The sequence below is a fragment of the Oceanicaulis sp. HTCC2633 genome, assembly GCF_000152745.1.
In the GTDB taxonomy this organism is placed as follows: domain Bacteria; phylum Pseudomonadota; class Alphaproteobacteria; order Caulobacterales; family Maricaulaceae; genus Oceanicaulis.
Genome location: NZ_CH672428.1, coordinates 2,475,487 through 2,493,120, shown reverse-complemented (window position 1 = coordinate 2,493,120; position 17,634 = coordinate 2,475,487). Strand labels below are relative to the sequence as shown.

Below are 17,634 nucleotides of genomic sequence, written 5' to 3'. Positions count from 1 at the left end.
GGAGCGGCCGCCTCACCTGAGGGGTGAGGCGACCATCCAAGGGCTCTGGCCTTAGTTCGGTGCGCCGGCCGGCAGCAGGGTCCAGCCGGTGAAGCGATCGTCAGCCGCGTTCTCAACGGCGCCCACATAGTCGACGCTGGTGAAGAAGCTGCGGCGGCTCGCGTCGATCACCGTGTCGGTGCGCGGGTCGATCGCGATGACGGCGTTCTCGTTGGCGCCCGGCACGAAGACCTGGGTCAGCGAGGACGTGCCCAGAACGTTGTTCACGTTCGTGGTGTAGGGCGTGACGCCGTTGAAGAAGTCGGCGTGCACGAAGGACGGCAGCTCTTCATCCGCGAACGAGGTGGCGCAGGAGAAGAAGGTCGAGCGCAGGGTCAGGTCGCCATTGGCGGCCTGGGTCTGGGTCGAGCTGTCGTCGATGTGCAGGCATTCGTCGCCAAAGCCGGTGACGACGCCGTTCAGGAAGTCGCCCGCAGTGCCTTCGCGGATCAGCATGCCGGTGTCCTGGGTGCCGATCAGGGTGAAGTTGGCGATGGTCGGGTTGGAGCGCGGCTCACGGTCGTCATTGTCTTCGAAGTTGTCGAATTCAAAACCGTTGTCGCCCGAACGCGAACCGTCGAGATCACCCTGGATCACCAGCACGAACTGGGCGTTGCCCGTCCAGCCATCGGTGTAATCCATGGAGTCGTCGCCGATCTGGGTCAGCAGCAGGTTCTTGACGTTGACCGCGCCGCCGAAGAATTCGACGCCATCGTCAAAGTTGTTGTGGACCTGGACGAACTCGACCGTGGTGCCGTTGCCGACGCCCTGGAAGGCGATGCCGTTCAGCTCGTTGTCCGCGGTCACTTCCGCGCCGGCGTACTGGACGCGGGTATAGCGGATGGAGCCGGAATTGTCAGACGCGTCCGCGCCGCCGAACAGGCCCGAAGAGCCTTCGCCGGACTTTTCGCAATCGATGGTGCCGCCGATGGCCGCCGGATCGTCACAGGCGTTGATCGGTGCGCGACCATTGATGATCAGGCCGCCCCACTCGGCGTTGTTGCCAGTGTTGTAGCCGCGGTCATTGCCAGCGGCCGTCGCCAGGATGTCCGCACGCGAGGTCATGATGACCGGCGCGCCGCGCGAACCGTTGGACTGCAGCTGCGAGCCGCGGGAGACCACGAGGTAGTCAGCGGTCGAACGGCCGAAGATCGTCACGCCCGGATCGATGGTCAGCGTCGCTTCCAGAGCGTTCGTGCTCGGGTTGGCGGCGTCCGGACCAGCGTCGATGCCGACGAACACAACGCCCACGAGTTCATAGAGCGGGCCGGCGACCAGACGGACGTCACGGTCGACGGTGCCGGTGATGCGGCAGACGAACTGGTTGCCGATGGTTTCGCCCGAAGCCACGGTGCCCGTCGGGCATTCGGTGACTTCCGGGAACAGGCCGAAGGTCCAGCCGGTGGCCCAGGAGTTCCCTGCGGATTCGCTCGGAGAGAACGCGCCGATATAGTTCACGCTGTCAAAGAAGGCGCGACGGTCAGCGTCCACCACGGAAGCGGCGGTCGGGTTCAGCGCCGGGACAGCCAGCTCGTTGGCGCCCGGGAAGAAGGTGCCCACCAGGGTGGACGACGCCTGAACATTGTTCTGGTTGGCGGTGTAAGAGGGCGCAACGCCGTTGAAGAAGTCAGCGTGCACGAAGGCCGGCAGTTCTTCATCCGCAAACGGGACGTCGCAGGAGAACAGGGTCGAGTTCAGCGTCAGGGCGCCGGCGGCGGCCTGGGACTGGGTCGAGCTGTCGTCGATGTGCAGGCACTCGTCCTGGAAGCCCGTGACGACGCCGTTCAGGAAGTCGCCCGCGGTGCCTTCACGGATCAGCATGCCGGTGTCCTGGGTGCCGATCAGGGTGAAGTTGGAGATGGTCGGGTTGGAGCGCGGTTCACGGTCGTCATTGTCTTCGAAGTTGTCGAATTCAAAACCGTTGTCGCCCGAACGCGAACCGTCGAGCGCGCCTTGCTGAACCAGCACGAACTGGGCGTTGCCCGTCCAGCCATCGGTGTAATCCATGGAGTCGTCGCCGATCTGGGTCAGAACCATGTGCTTGACGTTCACGGTGCCGCCGAAGAACTCGACGCCATCGTCAAAATTGTTGTGGACCTGGACGTAATCGACTTCGGTGCCGTTGCCGACGCCCTGGAAGGCGATGCCGTTCAGCTCGTTGTCCGCGGTCACTTCCGCGCCCGCAAAGCGAACCTGCATGTAGTTCAGACGACCGGAATTGTCAGACGCGTCGTTGCCGCCGAAGAGGCCCGAATTGCCTTCGCCGGATTTTTCGCAATCGGCCGTGCCGCCGATGGCGGCCGGATCGTCACAGGCGTTGATCGGCGCGCGGCCGTTCAGGATGATGCCGCCCCATTCCGCGTTCGCGCCGTCATTGAAGCCGCGCGGATTGTCAGACAGGGTCGCTTCGAGATCGTCGGACGAGGTGAAGATCACCGGGTTGAACTGCTCGCCGTCCACGACCAGCTGGGAGCCGCGCGAAACAGTGAGGTAGTCAGCGGTCGTGCCGCCGACGATGTAGGCGCCAGCGCCAATGGTCAGGGTGGCGGAGGTCGAACCGGTCAGCGGGTTGGCCGCGTCGCCGCCCGCGTCGGTGCCCACGGCGACCTGGCCGTTCAGGAAGTAGATGGCGCCCTGGCCTGCGGTCGCGGACGCGCCCGGCAGGGTGGTGTCAGCCAGAAGGGTGCCCGAGGTCTGGCAGGCGGTGAGTTCAACGCTGCCCAGGGTCTGGGTCAGGGACGAGAAGCCCGTGGGGCAGCCGCCCGCCGGACGGGCGTCAACCGCCGCAGACGGCGGGGTCGGCGGGTTCGGATTGGTCGGAACCGGCGGCGTCGGCAGCTGGCCTTCGCCCGGCGAAGAGATGGACGAATCCGAGCACGCGGCGATTACGGCGATAGACACGCCCGCCAGCAGCAGCTTGATCTTGGACATTTGGACTTTCATCAGAGAACCCCCCGAGGGACTTTGAGTGGCGCAACACTTCAGGCACGCCGCACTGGCCAATGGCGCAGGCGGTCGCTCGGGGCGTGAAAAGACAGCAAGATTGTAACGCCGGGTTTTCAGAACCGTGACGAAGCCATGACACAGCCCGTTGCACGGGTTCAGGCTCGCATTGCACAGCGTGTCATCGCCCCATGCGCAGGCTGAATCCCGTGCCATGGCAGGCCTTCGCGCCAGGTGTGGCGCCCATGCACGATCCATTTTCGGTTTTATGAAATTTGAGTGACAGGCGCCGCCAGGGGCGAACCGCGTACTGCGTTCACCCGTGCGCGGCGTAACGCGCGTCGAACACGCTCCGCCATTGTGACAGGTCGTGGCCTGCTCCGCGCGCCAGCGCGATCAACTCGTCAGCCGGCAGGTCCTCGGACCGGGCCAGAGCCCAGCCCAGCATGGACCGGGCGCCGGATCGGCAGAAGCCCAGCACCTTGCCCGTGGCCTGCTCGGTCAGGTCATGAATGCGTTCGACATCGGCAAGGGATATCTCGGCGCCGCACATGGGCGCATGCAGATACGCAAGCCCCGCAGCCCGCGCCGCGGCCTCGATGTCCATGGAATCAGGCTGATCAGGCGCTTCGCCATCCGGACGGTTGTTGATGAGCGCGACAAAGCCCTGTTCTGCAAGCGCCGTCACGTCTTCAGGCGCAATCTGCGAGGATATGAAGAAGCTCGGGCTGACCTGAACCGGCGTCATGGCTCTCTCCTACAGCGCGTCGAAGGGGATTTTCAGATAGCGCACGCCATTATCCTCGGCGGGCGGCAATTCCCCGGCGCGCATGTTCACCTGAACGCTGGGCAGAATCAGAGTGGGCATGTCCAGCGTCGCGTCCCGGCGTTCGCGCATGGCGACGAAGCTGTCCTCAACAATGCCGCCGCCCACATGAATGTTGCTGGCGCGCTCTTCGGCCACTGTGGTTTCCCAGGCGAATTCGTCCCGACCCGGAGCCTTGTAGTCATGACACATGAACAGGCGCGTCTCGTCCGGCAGGGCGAAGATTTTCTGGATCGAGCGATAAAGCGTGCGCGCATCGCCGCCGGGAAAGTCACACCGCGCCGTGCCGAAATCAGGCATGAAGAGCGTGTCGCCGACAAAGGCGGCGTCGCCGATCACATAGGTCATGCAGGCTGGCGTATGGCCGGGCGTATGCAGGGTGCGGGCCTCAAGCTCGCCAATGCTGAACCGCTCGTCATCCTCGAACAAGTGATCGAACTGGGAGCCGTCGCGCTGGAATTCGCTCCCTGCATTGAAGACCTTGCCGAAGACATCCTGCACGGTGCGGATATTGGCGCCGATCGCCAATTGACCGCCCAGCTTCTCCTTCAGATAGGGCGCGGCGGACAAATGGTCGGCATGGACATGGGTTTCCAGCACCCAGTCGACATCCAGCCCCTGCTCTTTCACATAGGCGATGATGGCGTCCGCGCTCGTGTGGCTGGTCCGGCCGGACTTCGCATCGTAATCGAGTACGGAGTCGATGATGGCCGCTTTTTGCGTCGCCGGGTCCGACACCACATAACTGACAGTGAAGGTGTCCGGATCAAAGAACGCCTTGACGGTCGGGATCGGGGTCGCAGATGGCGTGGTCATTGAGCGCCTCCCTTGCCGGCTTTGGGACCAAACGCCAGACACAGCGCCGCCACCAGTTTCTGGATGCGGGCGTCCGCGAGACTGTAATAGACATGCTTGGCGTCGCGTCGCGGCGAGACCAGACCGGCGTCGCGCATGCGCGCCAGATCGCGGGACAGATTGGGCTGACGCACGCCGGTGCGCATCTCGATTTCAGAAACCGAGCATTCGCCTTCCATCAGTTCGCACGCCACAAGCAGACGCCCGGGATGGGCCAGGATCTTCATCAGGCTGGCCACCTCGTCCGCGCGTTCGCGCAGCTCGGTCAGTTCAAGTTCGGCCATGTCAGTCTCGGCGACCATGGGGCGACCCTTTGTCGGCTTTCAAGTTTCCAATTTTGATAATTGAAATCTTCGCGCGCGCTGACAAGTCTTCCACTCAGTCAGGACGTCTGATCTTATGACGTCAGACCATCAGCCTGATCGGACGGTCCACCCGTTCGGCGAGAGGAGCCTGTCCCGCACCATGAGCGTCCTGCCTTTGCTCGCCTTGAATCTGGCTGCAGTTCTGAGTTTGTTTTCAATCCTTTGGGCGATCGCCCAGTTTCATCGCGATCCCAGCTTCATTGATGCCTTCTGGGCGCTCGGGATCGTGCTCATCGCCCTGGTCGGCCATGCCGCCTCCCCCGGCGCGACATGGCGACACATGCTGGTGCTCGGCCTTGTTCTGGCGTGGGGGCTGCGCCTTGCCGCACATCTGCTGTTGCGGTGGCGTCGGGAGGGCGCGGACCGGCGCTACACGAAGCTGCTCAGTGATGTGCGCGAGAAGCGCGGCTGGAGCTATGCCCGCACGACGCTGGTCTTCATCTTCCTGCCCCAGGCCGTGCTCCTGTGGCTGACCAGCCTGCCGGTTCAGATGGGCCAGGCTTTCGCCACCCTGACGCCGCTCGGCCCCGTGGCCATGCTGGGCGGCGCGCTGGCCCTGTTCGGAATCGCATACGAAGCGCTGGCGGACCATCAGCTGCATCGGTTCCGCCAGGATCCGGGTCGGCACGGCCAGGTGCTCGACACCGGCCTGTGGGCCCGGAGCCGTCATCCCAACTATTTCGGGGAAATCTGTGTCTGGTGGGGGCTGTGGCTGATTGCAGCGGAAACCGGATGGGGCGTCCTGGCGCTGCCCGGACCGCTCTTCGTCACCTTTACCCTGTTCAGATTGTCCGGGGTCCCCATGCAGGAAGCCGGACTGGAGGCCCGACGCCCCGAATACGCCGCCTACAAGGCGCGCACCCCGGCGATCATCCCGCGGCTGTTCCGCTTCAAGGGCTAAGTGCTAGCTGCGACGCACCGGCGCAAAGTCGAAACCGTCCGGCGCGCTGTCCAGAAAGCGCTCGACAAAGCGAATCGCTTCTTCCGTCTGTTGCTTGCAGAGACCGGTCTTCAGACCCGTCATCGCCAATCCGGCGACGCCCAGGCTCAACAGGCCCACACCGGCCATTACGATAATCAGTCGCATAGCGCCCTCCCCGGCGAATACGACAGAAGCATAACATTACACGATGTTCATTAACAAGCAGAAAGGTACGGACTAGACCGAATCCCGGTCCTGCGCGTCCAGCATGTCAGACGCTGTGGGCGCGGACATGGCCGCTCCGGCGCGCTTGAGCGCTTCAAGCGCTTCATGAATGCTGGTCTCCATCAGGCTCGCCGCGCTTTCCACGCGCTGGCTGGCCGCATCATAACGATCCACATCCAGCTGGCCGACCGCCGCCTCGATACGCTGAGCGGCGCCATCCACACGCTGCCCCAACTCGCCAGACAGTGATTCAAGGCTGGCGCGGAAATCCGACAGGGTGTCATCCAGCCCGCCCGCCGGAATGGAGCGGGCGATGGCGCGCATTTCCTCACGGAACGCATTCAGCTCCGCTGCCACATCAAGATTGGACCCCAGGCGGGTCTCGTGCAGGGCGGACGCGGCGATATCATCGATATCGACCGTATCCACATCCTCGTCCCAGATTCCCGGATGGGGCGGACGGGATTCCTCGCCTTCAAGCACGAACTCTTCAAGCTCGTCCTCAATATCGAGGGAGTCCTGCGCTTGCGCATCCTGCTCCAGATCAAAGGACAGGTCCGGCTCATCATCGGATGCCGGCGCGGGGCCACTCTCGAACGCCGGCTCATCAATCGTCGGCGCAGTCTCTGTCATCGGATCGGCCGCATGCTCGGCCATGTCCATCGAATCGAATTCGCCCTCATCCACGTCCAAGGACGTTTCAGTCGCGTCCGGCGCACTCAGATCCTGCGACTCATCGTCGGAAGTCGCATCATCCGCGTCGGACAAGGCCGCTTCCAGCTCATCCTCGTCCAGAGCCAGGGTGTCCGCTTCCAGCGGACGTTCCAGCTCCCAGTCGTCCTGCGCTTCGGGAGACGGCACGAAATCATCAAGATCGATGGAATCCGCATCCTCATCCAGCGACGCAGACAGAGCCGAAGGCGTAGAGTTAGAACCGGCGCATTCCGTCTCTTCGTCGTCCTGACCGGTTCCGAAATCCCATTCGTGTTCCGCCAGATCATCCATGACAGCCTCGCCCTCCTCGTCGGAGAGCGACTGGTTGCTGATGTGATAATCCTCATCCCGGGGGTGATCGGGCTGGCGGGCCAGATGCACCGCTTTACTGGCGGGATCACCGAACAGGGTCTGCGCCAGCGCATCACAGGCCGCGTCCACGTCCTCGACGCTCGCTGAAGGCGCGCAAAGCGCCCAGGTCAGCGCGCCCAGCGGCGTGAAGCGCACATGATCTGTTGCTGCGCGTTCCAGATACAGAGAGGTGAAGCGCTCGAGCTCCGCGGCCAGCGCCTCGGCGTGCGCCGTCGCCGGCGGACGCAATTGCAGGATGAACGCCGCCTCCCCGTCCCGGGGTTGAACAGCATCAGCGGTGGCCAGCTCCATACGTCCCAGCCGGAGCGAATCACCCCGGTCCCTAAGTCATTTAGACACACACCAGAGCGCACCGACCTTGCGAAGGTCTTAACATAGAGTGAAATGGGTTATTCGAAGCCCACCACGTTCGGCAGCCCCTGTCCGCCCGGCGCCATCGCCACGCCATCGGCGTGAATGATCGCCAGCGAATCCGGGCCCAGATAGGCGCCCAGCATGGAGGGCGCATCATCAATGGCATGCACCACAAGGCCGGGCGCGAAACGAGGTCTTGAATTCGCCTCGGTCGGCGCAAGCTCCGCGCTGGACACCTGCAGCAGGGTCAGGTTGGAGAGGGCGCGAACATCCACATCCATGCCCTCGCCTGCCTGCATGACAAGCCGGTCCGCATAGACCCGGAGCGGCGACCGGACATTGGCCGGCGCGTTGTTGATCGCCAGGAACGGCCGATCCACAGGCTCGGAGCGGCCATTGTCTGTCGGCACGAAGCGATAGCTCAGAGCCGTATCCGCCGGGGCGAACAGGGCGAGCGCCTCCGCCGTCACCCGCGCCATCACCAGACGCTGCCGAGGGCTCATCATATCAGGCAGGCGCAAATCCAGACCGCCTGCAAACTGCTCGGGCAGGGCGGTGAAGCCCCGCTCTCGCCCGGAGCCGTCAAACAGAAGCGCGCTCTCGCTGGACAGCTGCACGGGGTAGCGCTGCTGGGAGATCTCGCAGCCGCCATCCTCGCGCTGGCGCTGAAGCGCCACGGCGATTTCGTTCGTCAGTCCCTGTCCGTTCTCCGGCAGGTCGACGCGGTACCGCACCTGGCCCGCCCCGGCCAGACGGCGGGAATCGATCAGCTGACCGTTGAGCGCCACATGGGCGACCGTGGTCACGCCGACCGGCCCGTCGGGGAGACGGAAATCAAGACCCACGCCGTCAGCCGCGCGACCACGGGGCGCATTCGCCAGCTCATAATCGAACCGCCATTCGCGACGATCGGAGACTTGCTGCACGCTGGTGTCCACGCCCAGAGCCTCGAGCGACAGCACCGCCGGGCCCTGCGCGTTCAGGAACTGGACCGGGTCGACCGAGACGCCGCGGGCGATGGTGGACAGCTCGCTGGTGAGGAAGCGGATCGTATCGATGCGCTCGGCATCGGTGACGGCGACCATGGTGGCGCCGGCGCGCCGCCACAGGCTGGCGCCCGCCGCAGCACTGTCCCCCACGGGCTGGAAACCGGCCCGCTGCAGATTTTCACGCGACGCCGCCAGGATCACGCCCTCAAGCCCCGATTCAACTGCAGCCGTGGCGTCAGCGAGATCCATCATGCTCACGACAAATCCGTTGCGGTTGAGGCGCGCACCCAGACGCGTGGAGATTTCAAACCAGTCATCCCCCTCATCCATGGCGATCACCACATGACGCGGGGTCAGCGCCAGCACGTCACGCACCGAGGTCAGGGGACCCTGCAGCTCGATCTCGAGCCCGGACTCCGGGGCGAGGCTCAGAACCGCGCCCATGGAACGGTCCGAATGACAGACCTCTGCGGACACATCGCCCGCGAGCTGCACGCCGATGCGCGCTTCTGTCGAGCCATCCACGATGTCGCTGAGATCAAACACCCAGTTGAAGTCCCGCTGGCCCGGCGCCAGCACGCGCTCCATGACCCGGCGCCCGTTCACCGTGACCCTCAGGGCGGTGACCGCCTCCACGCTGACATCCTGACGGCCGTTCAGCACCAGCCGCACGGCACGCGACTTCTGGTCCCGAACCAGCGGCAGGGTGGCGGAGGCGTAGGAGGGATAACCGGACACGACGAGACCGTCCTCATGGCCGGCGTCGGCAAAGCTGACCTCATACTGGCCGTCACGCCCCAGGGCCGCCTGCGCGGTTGTGAGCCGATCAAAGACCTGGCGCACGAACAGGCCGAACTCGCCCTGCCCCGCATTGAGCTGGCCAGAGACGAACAGGGTCGCCACGCTGGCGAGCGCGATCACGCCCAGCGAGGCGGAGAACCAGGGAAAGCGGCGCTTGTATTCGCGGTTGGTCTTCATCTCGGACCCGCCCTTGTCTCAATCGCGTGCAGGCAGGCTGATCCATCAGCGCCAGTCGCGTTTGAGGGTGAATATCTTCCGGTTCCAGCTGGCGTTCTCGCCAGTCCGGTCGATCTTGTTTCGGCCATCAGCATGAGTGTCGGCCCCTCACAGACTGAGCGAGAAGCCGGCGCGGAAGGTCGCGCCGTCATAATCGCGGGCCTGAATATTGGAGCGATTGTCCAGATAGCCCGCCGCCACAAAGGCGTTCACGCGCTCGGTCAGCTTGCGCTCATAGCGCGCCTCGACCTCGAAGCGTTCATCCGCACGCGCGAAGGGTTCCTGGGTCGAGAAGGCCGCCTCATAGTCCCGGTCGCGATAATCAGCGAGCAGAGCCGCAGAGCTGGCGTCATCGATATTCCAGATGATTTCGCCGCGCAGGCGGGTCTCATCAAAGGAGAAGCGATCCTCGTCCGCATCGGCCTGTTCGAAATAGGCCGACAGCTGCACGACAAGCGCTTCATCCATGGGACGGAAGAACTGTTCGACCCCGATGCGGACCCGCTCTGAGTCGAGCCCCTGCAGGTTCGCCCGTTCAAAGTCATAGGCATTGGCGCGCACCCGGAATACGGTTTCAAGCGCGCGTCCGCCTTCGGGACGATAGCGCAGCTGGGCCTCCGCTTCCGGACGGGTCCAGTGTGCGTCGCCATCCCGGCTCAGGGCGCTGCAACCCGCCGACAGGCGCAGTTGCAGCCGGTTGTCGGCGGTCGTGTTCCAGTATTGCAGGCGCGGCGTCACCAGCACCGAGTTGAGTTCGTCCCGGTCCGGGTAACCTCGCAGGCGCAGCTGGCCCTCAAAGCGCAAGACCTGACGCCCGGACAGAGGCTGGACGCGGCGGACCCAGGTGTTGGAATCCCAGCCTGTCTCAAGATCGAACACCCCAGCGCCCAGTGCGGTCAGTTCTTCATCCGCAGAAAACGGATCGGATCGGGTCACCATGTTGGTGGATTGCAGCTCGAACCGGCCGTCCGCCTGGGCCGCGCCCACACCTGCGGTCGCAGCCAGTCCCACAGCAAAAATGCAGGTGCGCATGGAGTCGTTCATCGTCCCACCCTTGACCCATCTGCGAAGGCAGATGAATTGCCCTTCCGAAAACCAGACTTTAATGCTTCGTTAAGTCTGACAGTTAAACCAGTACGCGGGCGAACCTGAACGCGTCATGAAGCGGTAAGGCGTCGCGCCCACGCTCAAGGACACAGACCCCGCGCTTCGCACCCGCACAGGCAAGCCCTATGCCGCTGATGCGCCTGCGGATTCCGTCCGGAAACGGGACACGGGGACATCCCGCCTCGATGATCAGGGGCGCACCGCCGATTTTTTCAGATCCGTGGATTCCGCCCCAGCGGGCGTATCGATCGCCCGACCGAGATGGGTGCAGGATGTCGCGCTCGTCACCTTCACCTTTTTCGCGATCATCCTGCTGGCGCTGCCGGAACTGGCGCGCGCCACGCTCGACCTGGACGTACCGCGAGATTTTGTCGGCTTTACGGCTGACCGGATGAATGCGGTTCTGCCGGTCCGCACCTTCCTTCTGAGCTTCTTTCTCACCTATGCGCTGTTCGCCCACGGCTCGGCGGGCAAGCGCACGGTCCTGCTGTTCAGCTTCGTAGTGAAATTCGCCCTGGCCTGCGTGCTGGTGGACCTGGCCGCCTGGGCGAGCTGGAGAGGCGCGAGCGCAGTCTGGCCGGTGCATTTCCAGCAATTTCTTGTCGGCATGGCCGGACTTGTGATCTTCCCGCACACGCTGATCAGCCAGGCCCGTCTGCCCATCGCCTCGGGCACGCCCGTCCTGCGTGGCGGCAAACTGCACGAATACGCCATCCTGTTCGTGACAGGCGCCATCGCCGCACTAACGGCCGTACTGGTCTCCACCGTGTACGCCCCCGAAGCAGAGTATCTACGCTCCATCGCGCTTCTGGGCGGGATGGGCCCGGGGGTGTTCCTCGCCCAGCAAGTAATGGGGGTTCAGCTTGCGCTGATCGGCTGGTTCCGCAATCAGGTTTCGCGCCGGCGCGCCTTCGCGCCGCCTGTCGCCGTGATGATCCCCGCCCATAATGAAGCGCACCAGATCCGCGAAACGCTGCTGGCCGTGGACGCCGCCGCGGCGCGCTATAAAGGCGATGTGCGGGTGATCGTGATGGAGAACTGCTCCAGCGACGACACCGCGCAACTGGCCGAGAACACGCTGGCGAAATGTGAGCATCTGGCCGGCTGGCGGGTAGACGCCAGCACCGTGCCCGGCAAGGCCCGGGCGCTGAACCGCGGTCTCGACCTGATCGAGGAAGGCTTTGTGGTCCGGATCGACGCCGACACCGTCATTGGACGCGACGCCCTGAAAGTCGCCATGCGCCATTTCGCCAGCAACAAGGTTGGCGGCGTGGGCGGCTTGCCCCTGCCCCATGAAGGCGAAGGCCTGCTCTCAAAGGTGCGCGCCATCGAGGTGCTGCTGCGCCATGGATTTGTGCAGGTCGGCTTTGGCGCGTTTGGCGGCGTCTTCGGCCTGCCCGGCATGTTCGTGATCTACCGCAAGTCCGCCCTGGACGAGGCGGGCGGTTTCACCGAAGGCATGAATGGCGAGGACACCGACATCACGCTGCGCATGGCGTCTCTGGGCTATCGGATGGTCGCGGACCCCAAGGCGAAATTCTACACCGAGACTCCCGATTCCCTGGCCTTCCTGCGTGAACAGCGCACGCGCTGGTTCCGTTCGCTTTATCATGTGACGGCGCATAACCGGGACGTGCTGTTCCGTCAGGGCTCGGTGATCGGCAATGTCTCCCTGCCCTTCACCCTCCTGAACGGCGCGCGGCGGGCGATGATGACGCCGCTTCTGATCTACGGCCTCGTGGTCTTCTTCCTGTTCGGCGGCGTCTACGGCCATCCCGGCTTCGCCACGGTGATCGCGGTGATCATAGGCATGCCGTTCGTGCTGGCGCTGTTCGTGCTGATCCTGTGGCGACGACTCGATCTCATTCCGATCCTGCCGCTCTACATGGGTTTCCGCTTCCTGCGCTCGTACTACACGCTCGGCTCGACGCTTTCTCTGATCTATCCCGACAGGGCGGCTGAGCGCGCCTTTGACGCGCCCAAGCCCCGTCAGAAACCGCCCTTCGCCAGCTAGGCCGCAGCCTTGCCCTCGACCTCGTCCGGTTTGATGCGGAAGAACAGGGCGTAAAAGACCGGCGTTGCGATCATGGTCAGCACGGTGGCGAAGGCGAGTCCGCAAATGATGGTCACCGCCATGCCCTGGAAGAAGGCGTCAAAGATCAGCGGCGTCATGCCGAGGATCGTCGTCCCCGCCGCCAGCAGCACCGGCCGCAAGCGACTGACCGAGCCCTTCACCATGGCGTCAAACCGGGCCTGGCCCTTGTTGATGCGCTGATCCACCTCGTCCACGAGAACGATGGCGTTCTTGATCAGCATGCCCGAGAGCGACAACAGCCCCAGAAGCGCGGTGAAGGAGAAGGCCACACCGGTCGCCAGAAGCCCCATCGAGACGCCGCAGATCGACATCGGCACGATCAGCCAGATGATCAGCGGCTGACGCACGCTCTGGAACAAGAGGAAGCTCGTCACCAGCATCACCAGGAAGCTCAGGGGCAGCACGCCGCCCAGGGATTCATTGGCTTCGCTCGAGGCTTCGTGCTCCCCGCCCCATTCCAGAGTGTAGCCATGGGGCAGATCGATCTGGCTGACGATCTCGGCGAAGCGCGGGAAGGCGGAGGCCGCGGTAGTCTCGTCCGATCCCGGATTGCCCTGCACGGTCAGGGTGCGCACCCGGTTGCGGCGCTGGATCAGGCTTTCATGCGCTTCAAGCTCGAACCCGCTCACCACCTGGCTGATCGGCACATAGGCGTTCTGCGACGGGCTCCAGATCAGACGGTCCGTCAGGCTGTCCGGCGTGGCGCGTTCAGCCTCCGGCGCCCGGGCGATAATGGGGATCAGAAGATCACCCTCCCGGAACACGCCCACGCGCGACCCGGATGTGGCGTAGCTCAGGGCCTCGGCGACATCGCCGCGAGTCACGCCGATGGTGCGGGCGCGCTCGGGCAGGATCTGGGGCACAAGCACCAGCTCGCGATTGCGCCAGTCGGTGCGCAGATCGCGGAACTCGCCCGCCTCGTTGAGACGGCGCATGGCTTCTTCGGCCAGCGTGCGCAGCACTTCGGCGTCCGGCCCCATGAAGCGCGCTTCCAGCTGCGCGCCCGAGGGCGGACCGAAGACAATGCGCTCGGATCGCGCCTCGAGCTGTGGATAGGTGTCGCTGACATAGGCCAGGATGGCGTCCGCCAGAGGCGGAATCTCATCCAGCGTCCGGGTCTGGACAATCAGCTGACCATAGGCCGGATTGGGCTGTTCGCTGGCATAGGTGAGCATGAAGCGCGTAGCGCCGCGGCCCACAAAGGCGTCAACAGACCGGGCATGCTCCTGCTCGCCGGCGAACCGGGCCACATCGCGGATCACCTCATCGGTGTCCAGGATGTCCGCGCCCTGGGGCATGGTCATGTTCACATAGAACATGGGCGTGTTGGAGTTGGGGAAGAACGCCTGGCGCACAAAGCCAAAGCCATAGATTGAGCCGATGAAGATCACCACCAGCGCCGCGACCGTGGCGATGCGGTGCCGGAGCGCCAGGACCAGCATGTTCCGGTAGACGCCATACATGCCGCGATCATGGGGGTCGGCGTCCGGGTCGGCCTTCTCGCCCTTGAACAGGTGATAGGCGATCATCGGGGCGACCGTGATGGCGAGGATCCAGCTCAGCATCAATGATATGCCGATCACGGCGAAGAGCGAGAACAGGAACTCGCCCGTGGAGTCCGGGGACAGCCCGATCCCAGAGAACGCCATGATGCCGATGATCGTCGCGCCCAGAAGCGGCCATTTGGTGGAGGAGACCGCATCCTCGGCGGCCTTCATCCGGTCCTCGCCGCGCTGGACGGAGACCTGAATGCCTTCGGTCACAACGATGGCGTTATCCACCAGCATCCCCATGGCGATGATCAGCGCGCCCAGCGAGATGCGCTGCATGGTGATGTCAAAGGCGTTCATGAAGAACAGCGTGCCGAGCACCGTCAGGAGCAGCACGACACCGACGGTCACGCCGGCCCGCCAGCCCATGAACAGGCACAGCACGCCGATCACGATGCCGACCGACAGGGCGAGATTGACGAGGAAGCCGTTGGTGGCCTCGGCGACGACAGTGTGCTGCTCATAGATCGGTTTGAGCTCGACCCCGACCGGCAGGTCCTGCTCGAGCTCGGCCAGACGGGCTTCGACCGCTTCGCCCACATCGACGATATTGGCGTCCGCCAACCCGGACACGCCCAGCGTGAAGGCGGGTTCGCCATTATGGTAGATGTAGACGTCTGCGCGTTCGACCGGCGCCCGGGTGACATTGGCGATATCGGACAGGCGCAGGGTCTGACCTGAATCGCGCGGCGAGATCAGAAGGTTCTCGATCGACTGCACCCCGCCGATGGACTGGGGCATCTCGATCCGCAGCAAGCGGTCGCCCGACGGCGCCTCGCCCGCGGACACCACGGCGTTCTCGTTGGACAGTGTGGACAGCACCGCTTCCACCGGCAGGCCCAGACGCGCCAGATCCTCTTGGGAAATCTCGATATAGATGCGCTCTTCGGGGACGCCGGAGACCTGGACCTTGGACACCCCGTCCACGACCAGAAGCTCGCGACGCAGATCATCGGCGATGTCGCGGATCTCGCGGTCCGTATATCCCGGCGCCACCACGGCATACAGAATGCCGTAGACATCACCGAAATCATCGAGCACCACGGACTCCCCGACACCCGGCGGCAGCGAGCTGGCGGCGTCGCGGATCCGCTTGCGCAACTCGTCCCAGACCTGCGGCAGCTCCGTGCCATCAAATTCGTCGCGCATGCGCACGTGAATTTCACTGACGCCGGGCGAGCTTTCGGAGAACACCTCGTCCAGCTGGCTCATCTGCTGGATGGCCGTCTCGAGCCGTTCGGTGACCTCGTCCTCCACCTCTTCCGCCGTGGCGCCGGGATACGGCGTGACCACAATGGCTTCCTTGATGGTGAAGGCGGGGTCTTCCAGACGTCCCACCGATGTGAAGCCCTGTATTCCGCCAAACAGGCAGAACAGGATCACCAGCCAGGTCAGGACCGGGCGTTCGATGGATAGGCGGGCCAGGTTGAACCGGCCGCCCGTTTCAGACTGTGCGCTCTTGCTCATGACTGTCGCTCCCGGACCCGATCAGTCAGCGATTGCTGGAATTGATGGGGCGAACGAGCATGCCCTCATGCAGGGCGGTCACGCCGGCGGTGACAATTTCCTCTCCGGGCTCGAGCCCTGAATGGATCACCACCTGCCCGCCCTCGATGGGGCCGGCCAGGACATCGCGACGGCTGACGGCGCCCGTCGTCCCGTCATAGATCCAGACCGAGAAAGAGCCGTCCGGATTGGAGCTGAGCGCAGACAGCGGGGCGACAACGCCCTGCTGGTTGGCGGACACGGTCTGGGGCAGGTTCACGGTCACCGACGCCGTCATGCCCGGCAGGATGTTGGCGGGCAGATTGTCCGGCAGGGCGAACAGCGCCGTATAGGTCTGGGACGCCTGATCCGGTTCGGCCACCAGCTCGCGATACTCCAGCGTGAAGCTCTGATCGGGCAGGAAGGGGAAGCGCGCAATCATGTCGGGCTTGTCTTCACGATCGACCTGGGCGATCAGGCTTTCGGGCACCTGGATGGCGACCCGCAACTCGCTGATGTCCTGGATCCGCACCACCGGCTGCCCCGGGGAGACCGTGGTGTAATTGTCCACCAGACGGCGACTGATCAGGCCGTCAAACGGCGCCGAGATCGTCGCGTACTCCAGATTCTGGCGCGCATTGTCGAGCGCCACGGCCCGCAGATCATAGGCGGTCTGGGCGTCTTCCAGAGCCGCGTCAGACGCAATGCCGCGTTCGTTGAGCGTGCTCTGGCGATCCAGATTCTGCCGCGCCTGCTGAAGCTGCACCTGCGCTTCGCGACGAGCGCGTTCGAAGTCCTGCGTCTCCAGACGGGCCACCATCGCGCCCTGCTGGATCAGCTCGCCTTCGAACACAGGGAACTCGGCGAGCCGCCCGCCCACCTGGAAGGACAGATCGACCGTAAGGCGCGCTTCGACGCGCCCCACGAATTCTCTCTGGTTCGAGGTTGCTGCAGCTTCGACCGCCTCGATGCGCGCCGCCCGCGGCGGCGCCTGCTCTTCTGGCTCGGCCGGAGAACAGGCCGCCAGAACGCCGATGGCGCAGGCGGTGAGGAGTACGGAACGGGCAATCATTGGGGAGACTCCGTCACAAGGGCGACGAGGCGGGCTTCTATGGCCCTGCGCTCATCAGGCGAACAGGTTTCAAGTCCGAGAATTTCGGCAAAGTGCAAGCCGTCAGAGGCCAGAAGCGCAATCCGGCCCAGAACCGGGTCGGTGGCGTGCGCCAGCATGTCGTCACGCATCTGAACATGCACCTGACGCACAGGCTCGATCAGCTCGGGATTCTCGGCCAGCGCGGCCAGCAGGCCCATATAGACCTGCCGGTCCACATGCTTGTCGTCGAAGAAGGCGCACAGCATGGCGGGCAGTACAGGCGCATTGTCCGAAAGGGCGCGCGCCTTCGCCTCTTCATGACGGGCGAGGAAACGCCCGGTCATGCGTTTGATCATGCCTTCGATCAGCGCGACCTTTGACGGGAAGTTGTAGAGCACCCCGCCCTTTGAAAACCCGCTTTCCTTGACCACCGCGTCAATCGTCAGATGCGCGCCGTCACGCGCGACCACGCGCTCGGCCGCGTCCAGAATCAGGTCGGACGTGCTGACCTTTTCGGTCGCTTCCGGGTTGGGAATTTCAGGCTTCAACCGGTGCTCCATGGGCAGGACAAGACATTTTGCTGCACTGCATCTATACCGTCTGGACGGTTTTACAAGAGCCAAACCGTCCAGACGGTACACATAATGTTACACACGAGCGCCAAACACCTTCTGCGCGTGCTC

General features: G+C 64.2%; 13 protein-coding genes. 2 read left to right on the top strand and 11 right to left on the bottom strand.

The features are described 5' to 3' along the window. Window positions 1-51 precede the first annotated feature (51 nt). From OA2633_RS11780 to OA2633_RS11765, 4 genes are all read right to left on the bottom strand, one after another. Window positions 52-2,982, bottom strand: coding sequence for a hypothetical protein (locus tag OA2633_RS11780; RefSeq protein ID WP_040612669.1), 2,931 nt, complete (start codon window positions 2,980-2,982; stop codon window positions 52-54). A 316-nt stretch (window positions 2,983-3,298) separates the two neighbouring features. Next, a complete protein-coding gene (locus OA2633_RS11775) occupies window positions 3,299-3,730 on the bottom strand; it encodes a TIGR01244 family sulfur transferase (protein WP_009802782.1) in 432 nt (143 codons plus the stop codon). Between the two features lie 9 nt (window positions 3,731-3,739). Continuing rightward, on the bottom strand, window positions 3,740-4,624 hold the full coding sequence (locus OA2633_RS11770; protein WP_009802781.1) for an MBL fold metallo-hydrolase: 885 nt from the start codon (window positions 4,622-4,624) through the stop codon (window positions 3,740-3,742). Continuing rightward, complete coding sequence (locus OA2633_RS11765) at window positions 4,621-4,965, bottom strand: helix-turn-helix transcriptional regulator (protein ID WP_009802780.1); 345 nt, start codon at window positions 4,963-4,965, stop codon at window positions 4,621-4,623. The genes OA2633_RS11770 and OA2633_RS11765 overlap by 4 nt, the downstream gene beginning before the upstream one ends. A 163-nt stretch (window positions 4,966-5,128) precedes the next feature. Here OA2633_RS11765 and OA2633_RS11760 point away from each other — a divergent pair, with 163 nt between their 5' ends. Further along, a complete protein-coding gene (locus OA2633_RS11760) occupies window positions 5,129-5,929 on the top strand; it encodes a DUF1295 domain-containing protein (RefSeq protein ID WP_009802779.1) in 801 nt (266 codons plus the stop codon). A gap of 3 nt (window positions 5,930-5,932) precedes the next feature. Here OA2633_RS11760 and OA2633_RS16165 read toward each other — a convergent pair whose 3' ends face one another. The 4 genes from OA2633_RS16165 to OA2633_RS11745 form a co-directional block, all read right to left on the bottom strand. Continuing rightward, window positions 5,933-6,115, bottom strand: coding sequence for a hypothetical protein (locus OA2633_RS16165; protein WP_156776231.1), 183 nt, complete (start codon window positions 6,113-6,115; stop codon window positions 5,933-5,935). A 72-nt stretch (window positions 6,116-6,187) separates the two neighbouring features. Continuing rightward, entirely contained in the window at window positions 6,188-7,552 is a 1,365-nt protein-coding gene (locus OA2633_RS11755; protein WP_009802777.1) for a hypothetical protein, read from the bottom strand. A gap of 98 nt (window positions 7,553-7,650) precedes the next feature. Then, window positions 7,651-9,582, bottom strand: coding sequence for a hypothetical protein (locus OA2633_RS11750; RefSeq protein ID WP_009802776.1), 1,932 nt, complete (start codon window positions 9,580-9,582; stop codon window positions 7,651-7,653). Window positions 9,583-9,729: 147 nt separating this feature from the next. Next, window positions 9,730-10,665, bottom strand: coding sequence for a hypothetical protein (locus OA2633_RS11745; protein ID WP_009802775.1), 936 nt, complete (start codon window positions 10,663-10,665; stop codon window positions 9,730-9,732). Window positions 10,666-10,948: 283 nt separating this feature from the next. Between OA2633_RS11745 and OA2633_RS11740 the strand changes: the two genes are divergently transcribed. Beyond that, complete coding sequence (locus tag OA2633_RS11740) at window positions 10,949-12,742, top strand: glycosyltransferase family 2 protein (RefSeq protein WP_156776229.1); 1,794 nt, start codon at window positions 10,949-10,951, stop codon at window positions 12,740-12,742. On the opposite strand, the gene OA2633_RS11735 is transcribed toward OA2633_RS11740, so the two are convergent. Genes OA2633_RS11735 through OA2633_RS11725 form a run of 3 tightly spaced genes read right to left on the bottom strand, consistent with a single transcriptional unit; the run spans window position 12,739 to window position 17,499 of the window. Continuing rightward, window positions 12,739-15,840, bottom strand: a complete 3,102-nt coding sequence (locus tag OA2633_RS11735) for an efflux RND transporter permease subunit (protein WP_009802773.1) — start codon at window positions 15,838-15,840, stop codon at window positions 12,739-12,741. The two genes, OA2633_RS11740 and OA2633_RS11735, sit on opposite strands and share 4 nt — an antisense overlap. Window positions 15,841-15,865: 25 nt before the next feature. Next, window positions 15,866-16,930 carry an efflux RND transporter periplasmic adaptor subunit gene (locus OA2633_RS11730; protein WP_009802772.1) on the bottom strand — a complete coding sequence of 355 codons (1,065 nt, stop codon included), beginning with the start codon at window positions 16,928-16,930 and terminating at the stop codon, window positions 15,866-15,868. Next, window positions 16,927-17,499 carry a TetR/AcrR family transcriptional regulator gene (locus OA2633_RS11725; protein ID WP_162010993.1) on the bottom strand — a complete coding sequence of 191 codons (573 nt, stop codon included), beginning with the start codon at window positions 17,497-17,499 and terminating at the stop codon, window positions 16,927-16,929. Before OA2633_RS11725 ends, OA2633_RS11730 begins: the two co-directional genes overlap by 4 nt. Between the last annotated feature and the right edge of the window lie 135 nt (window positions 17,500-17,634).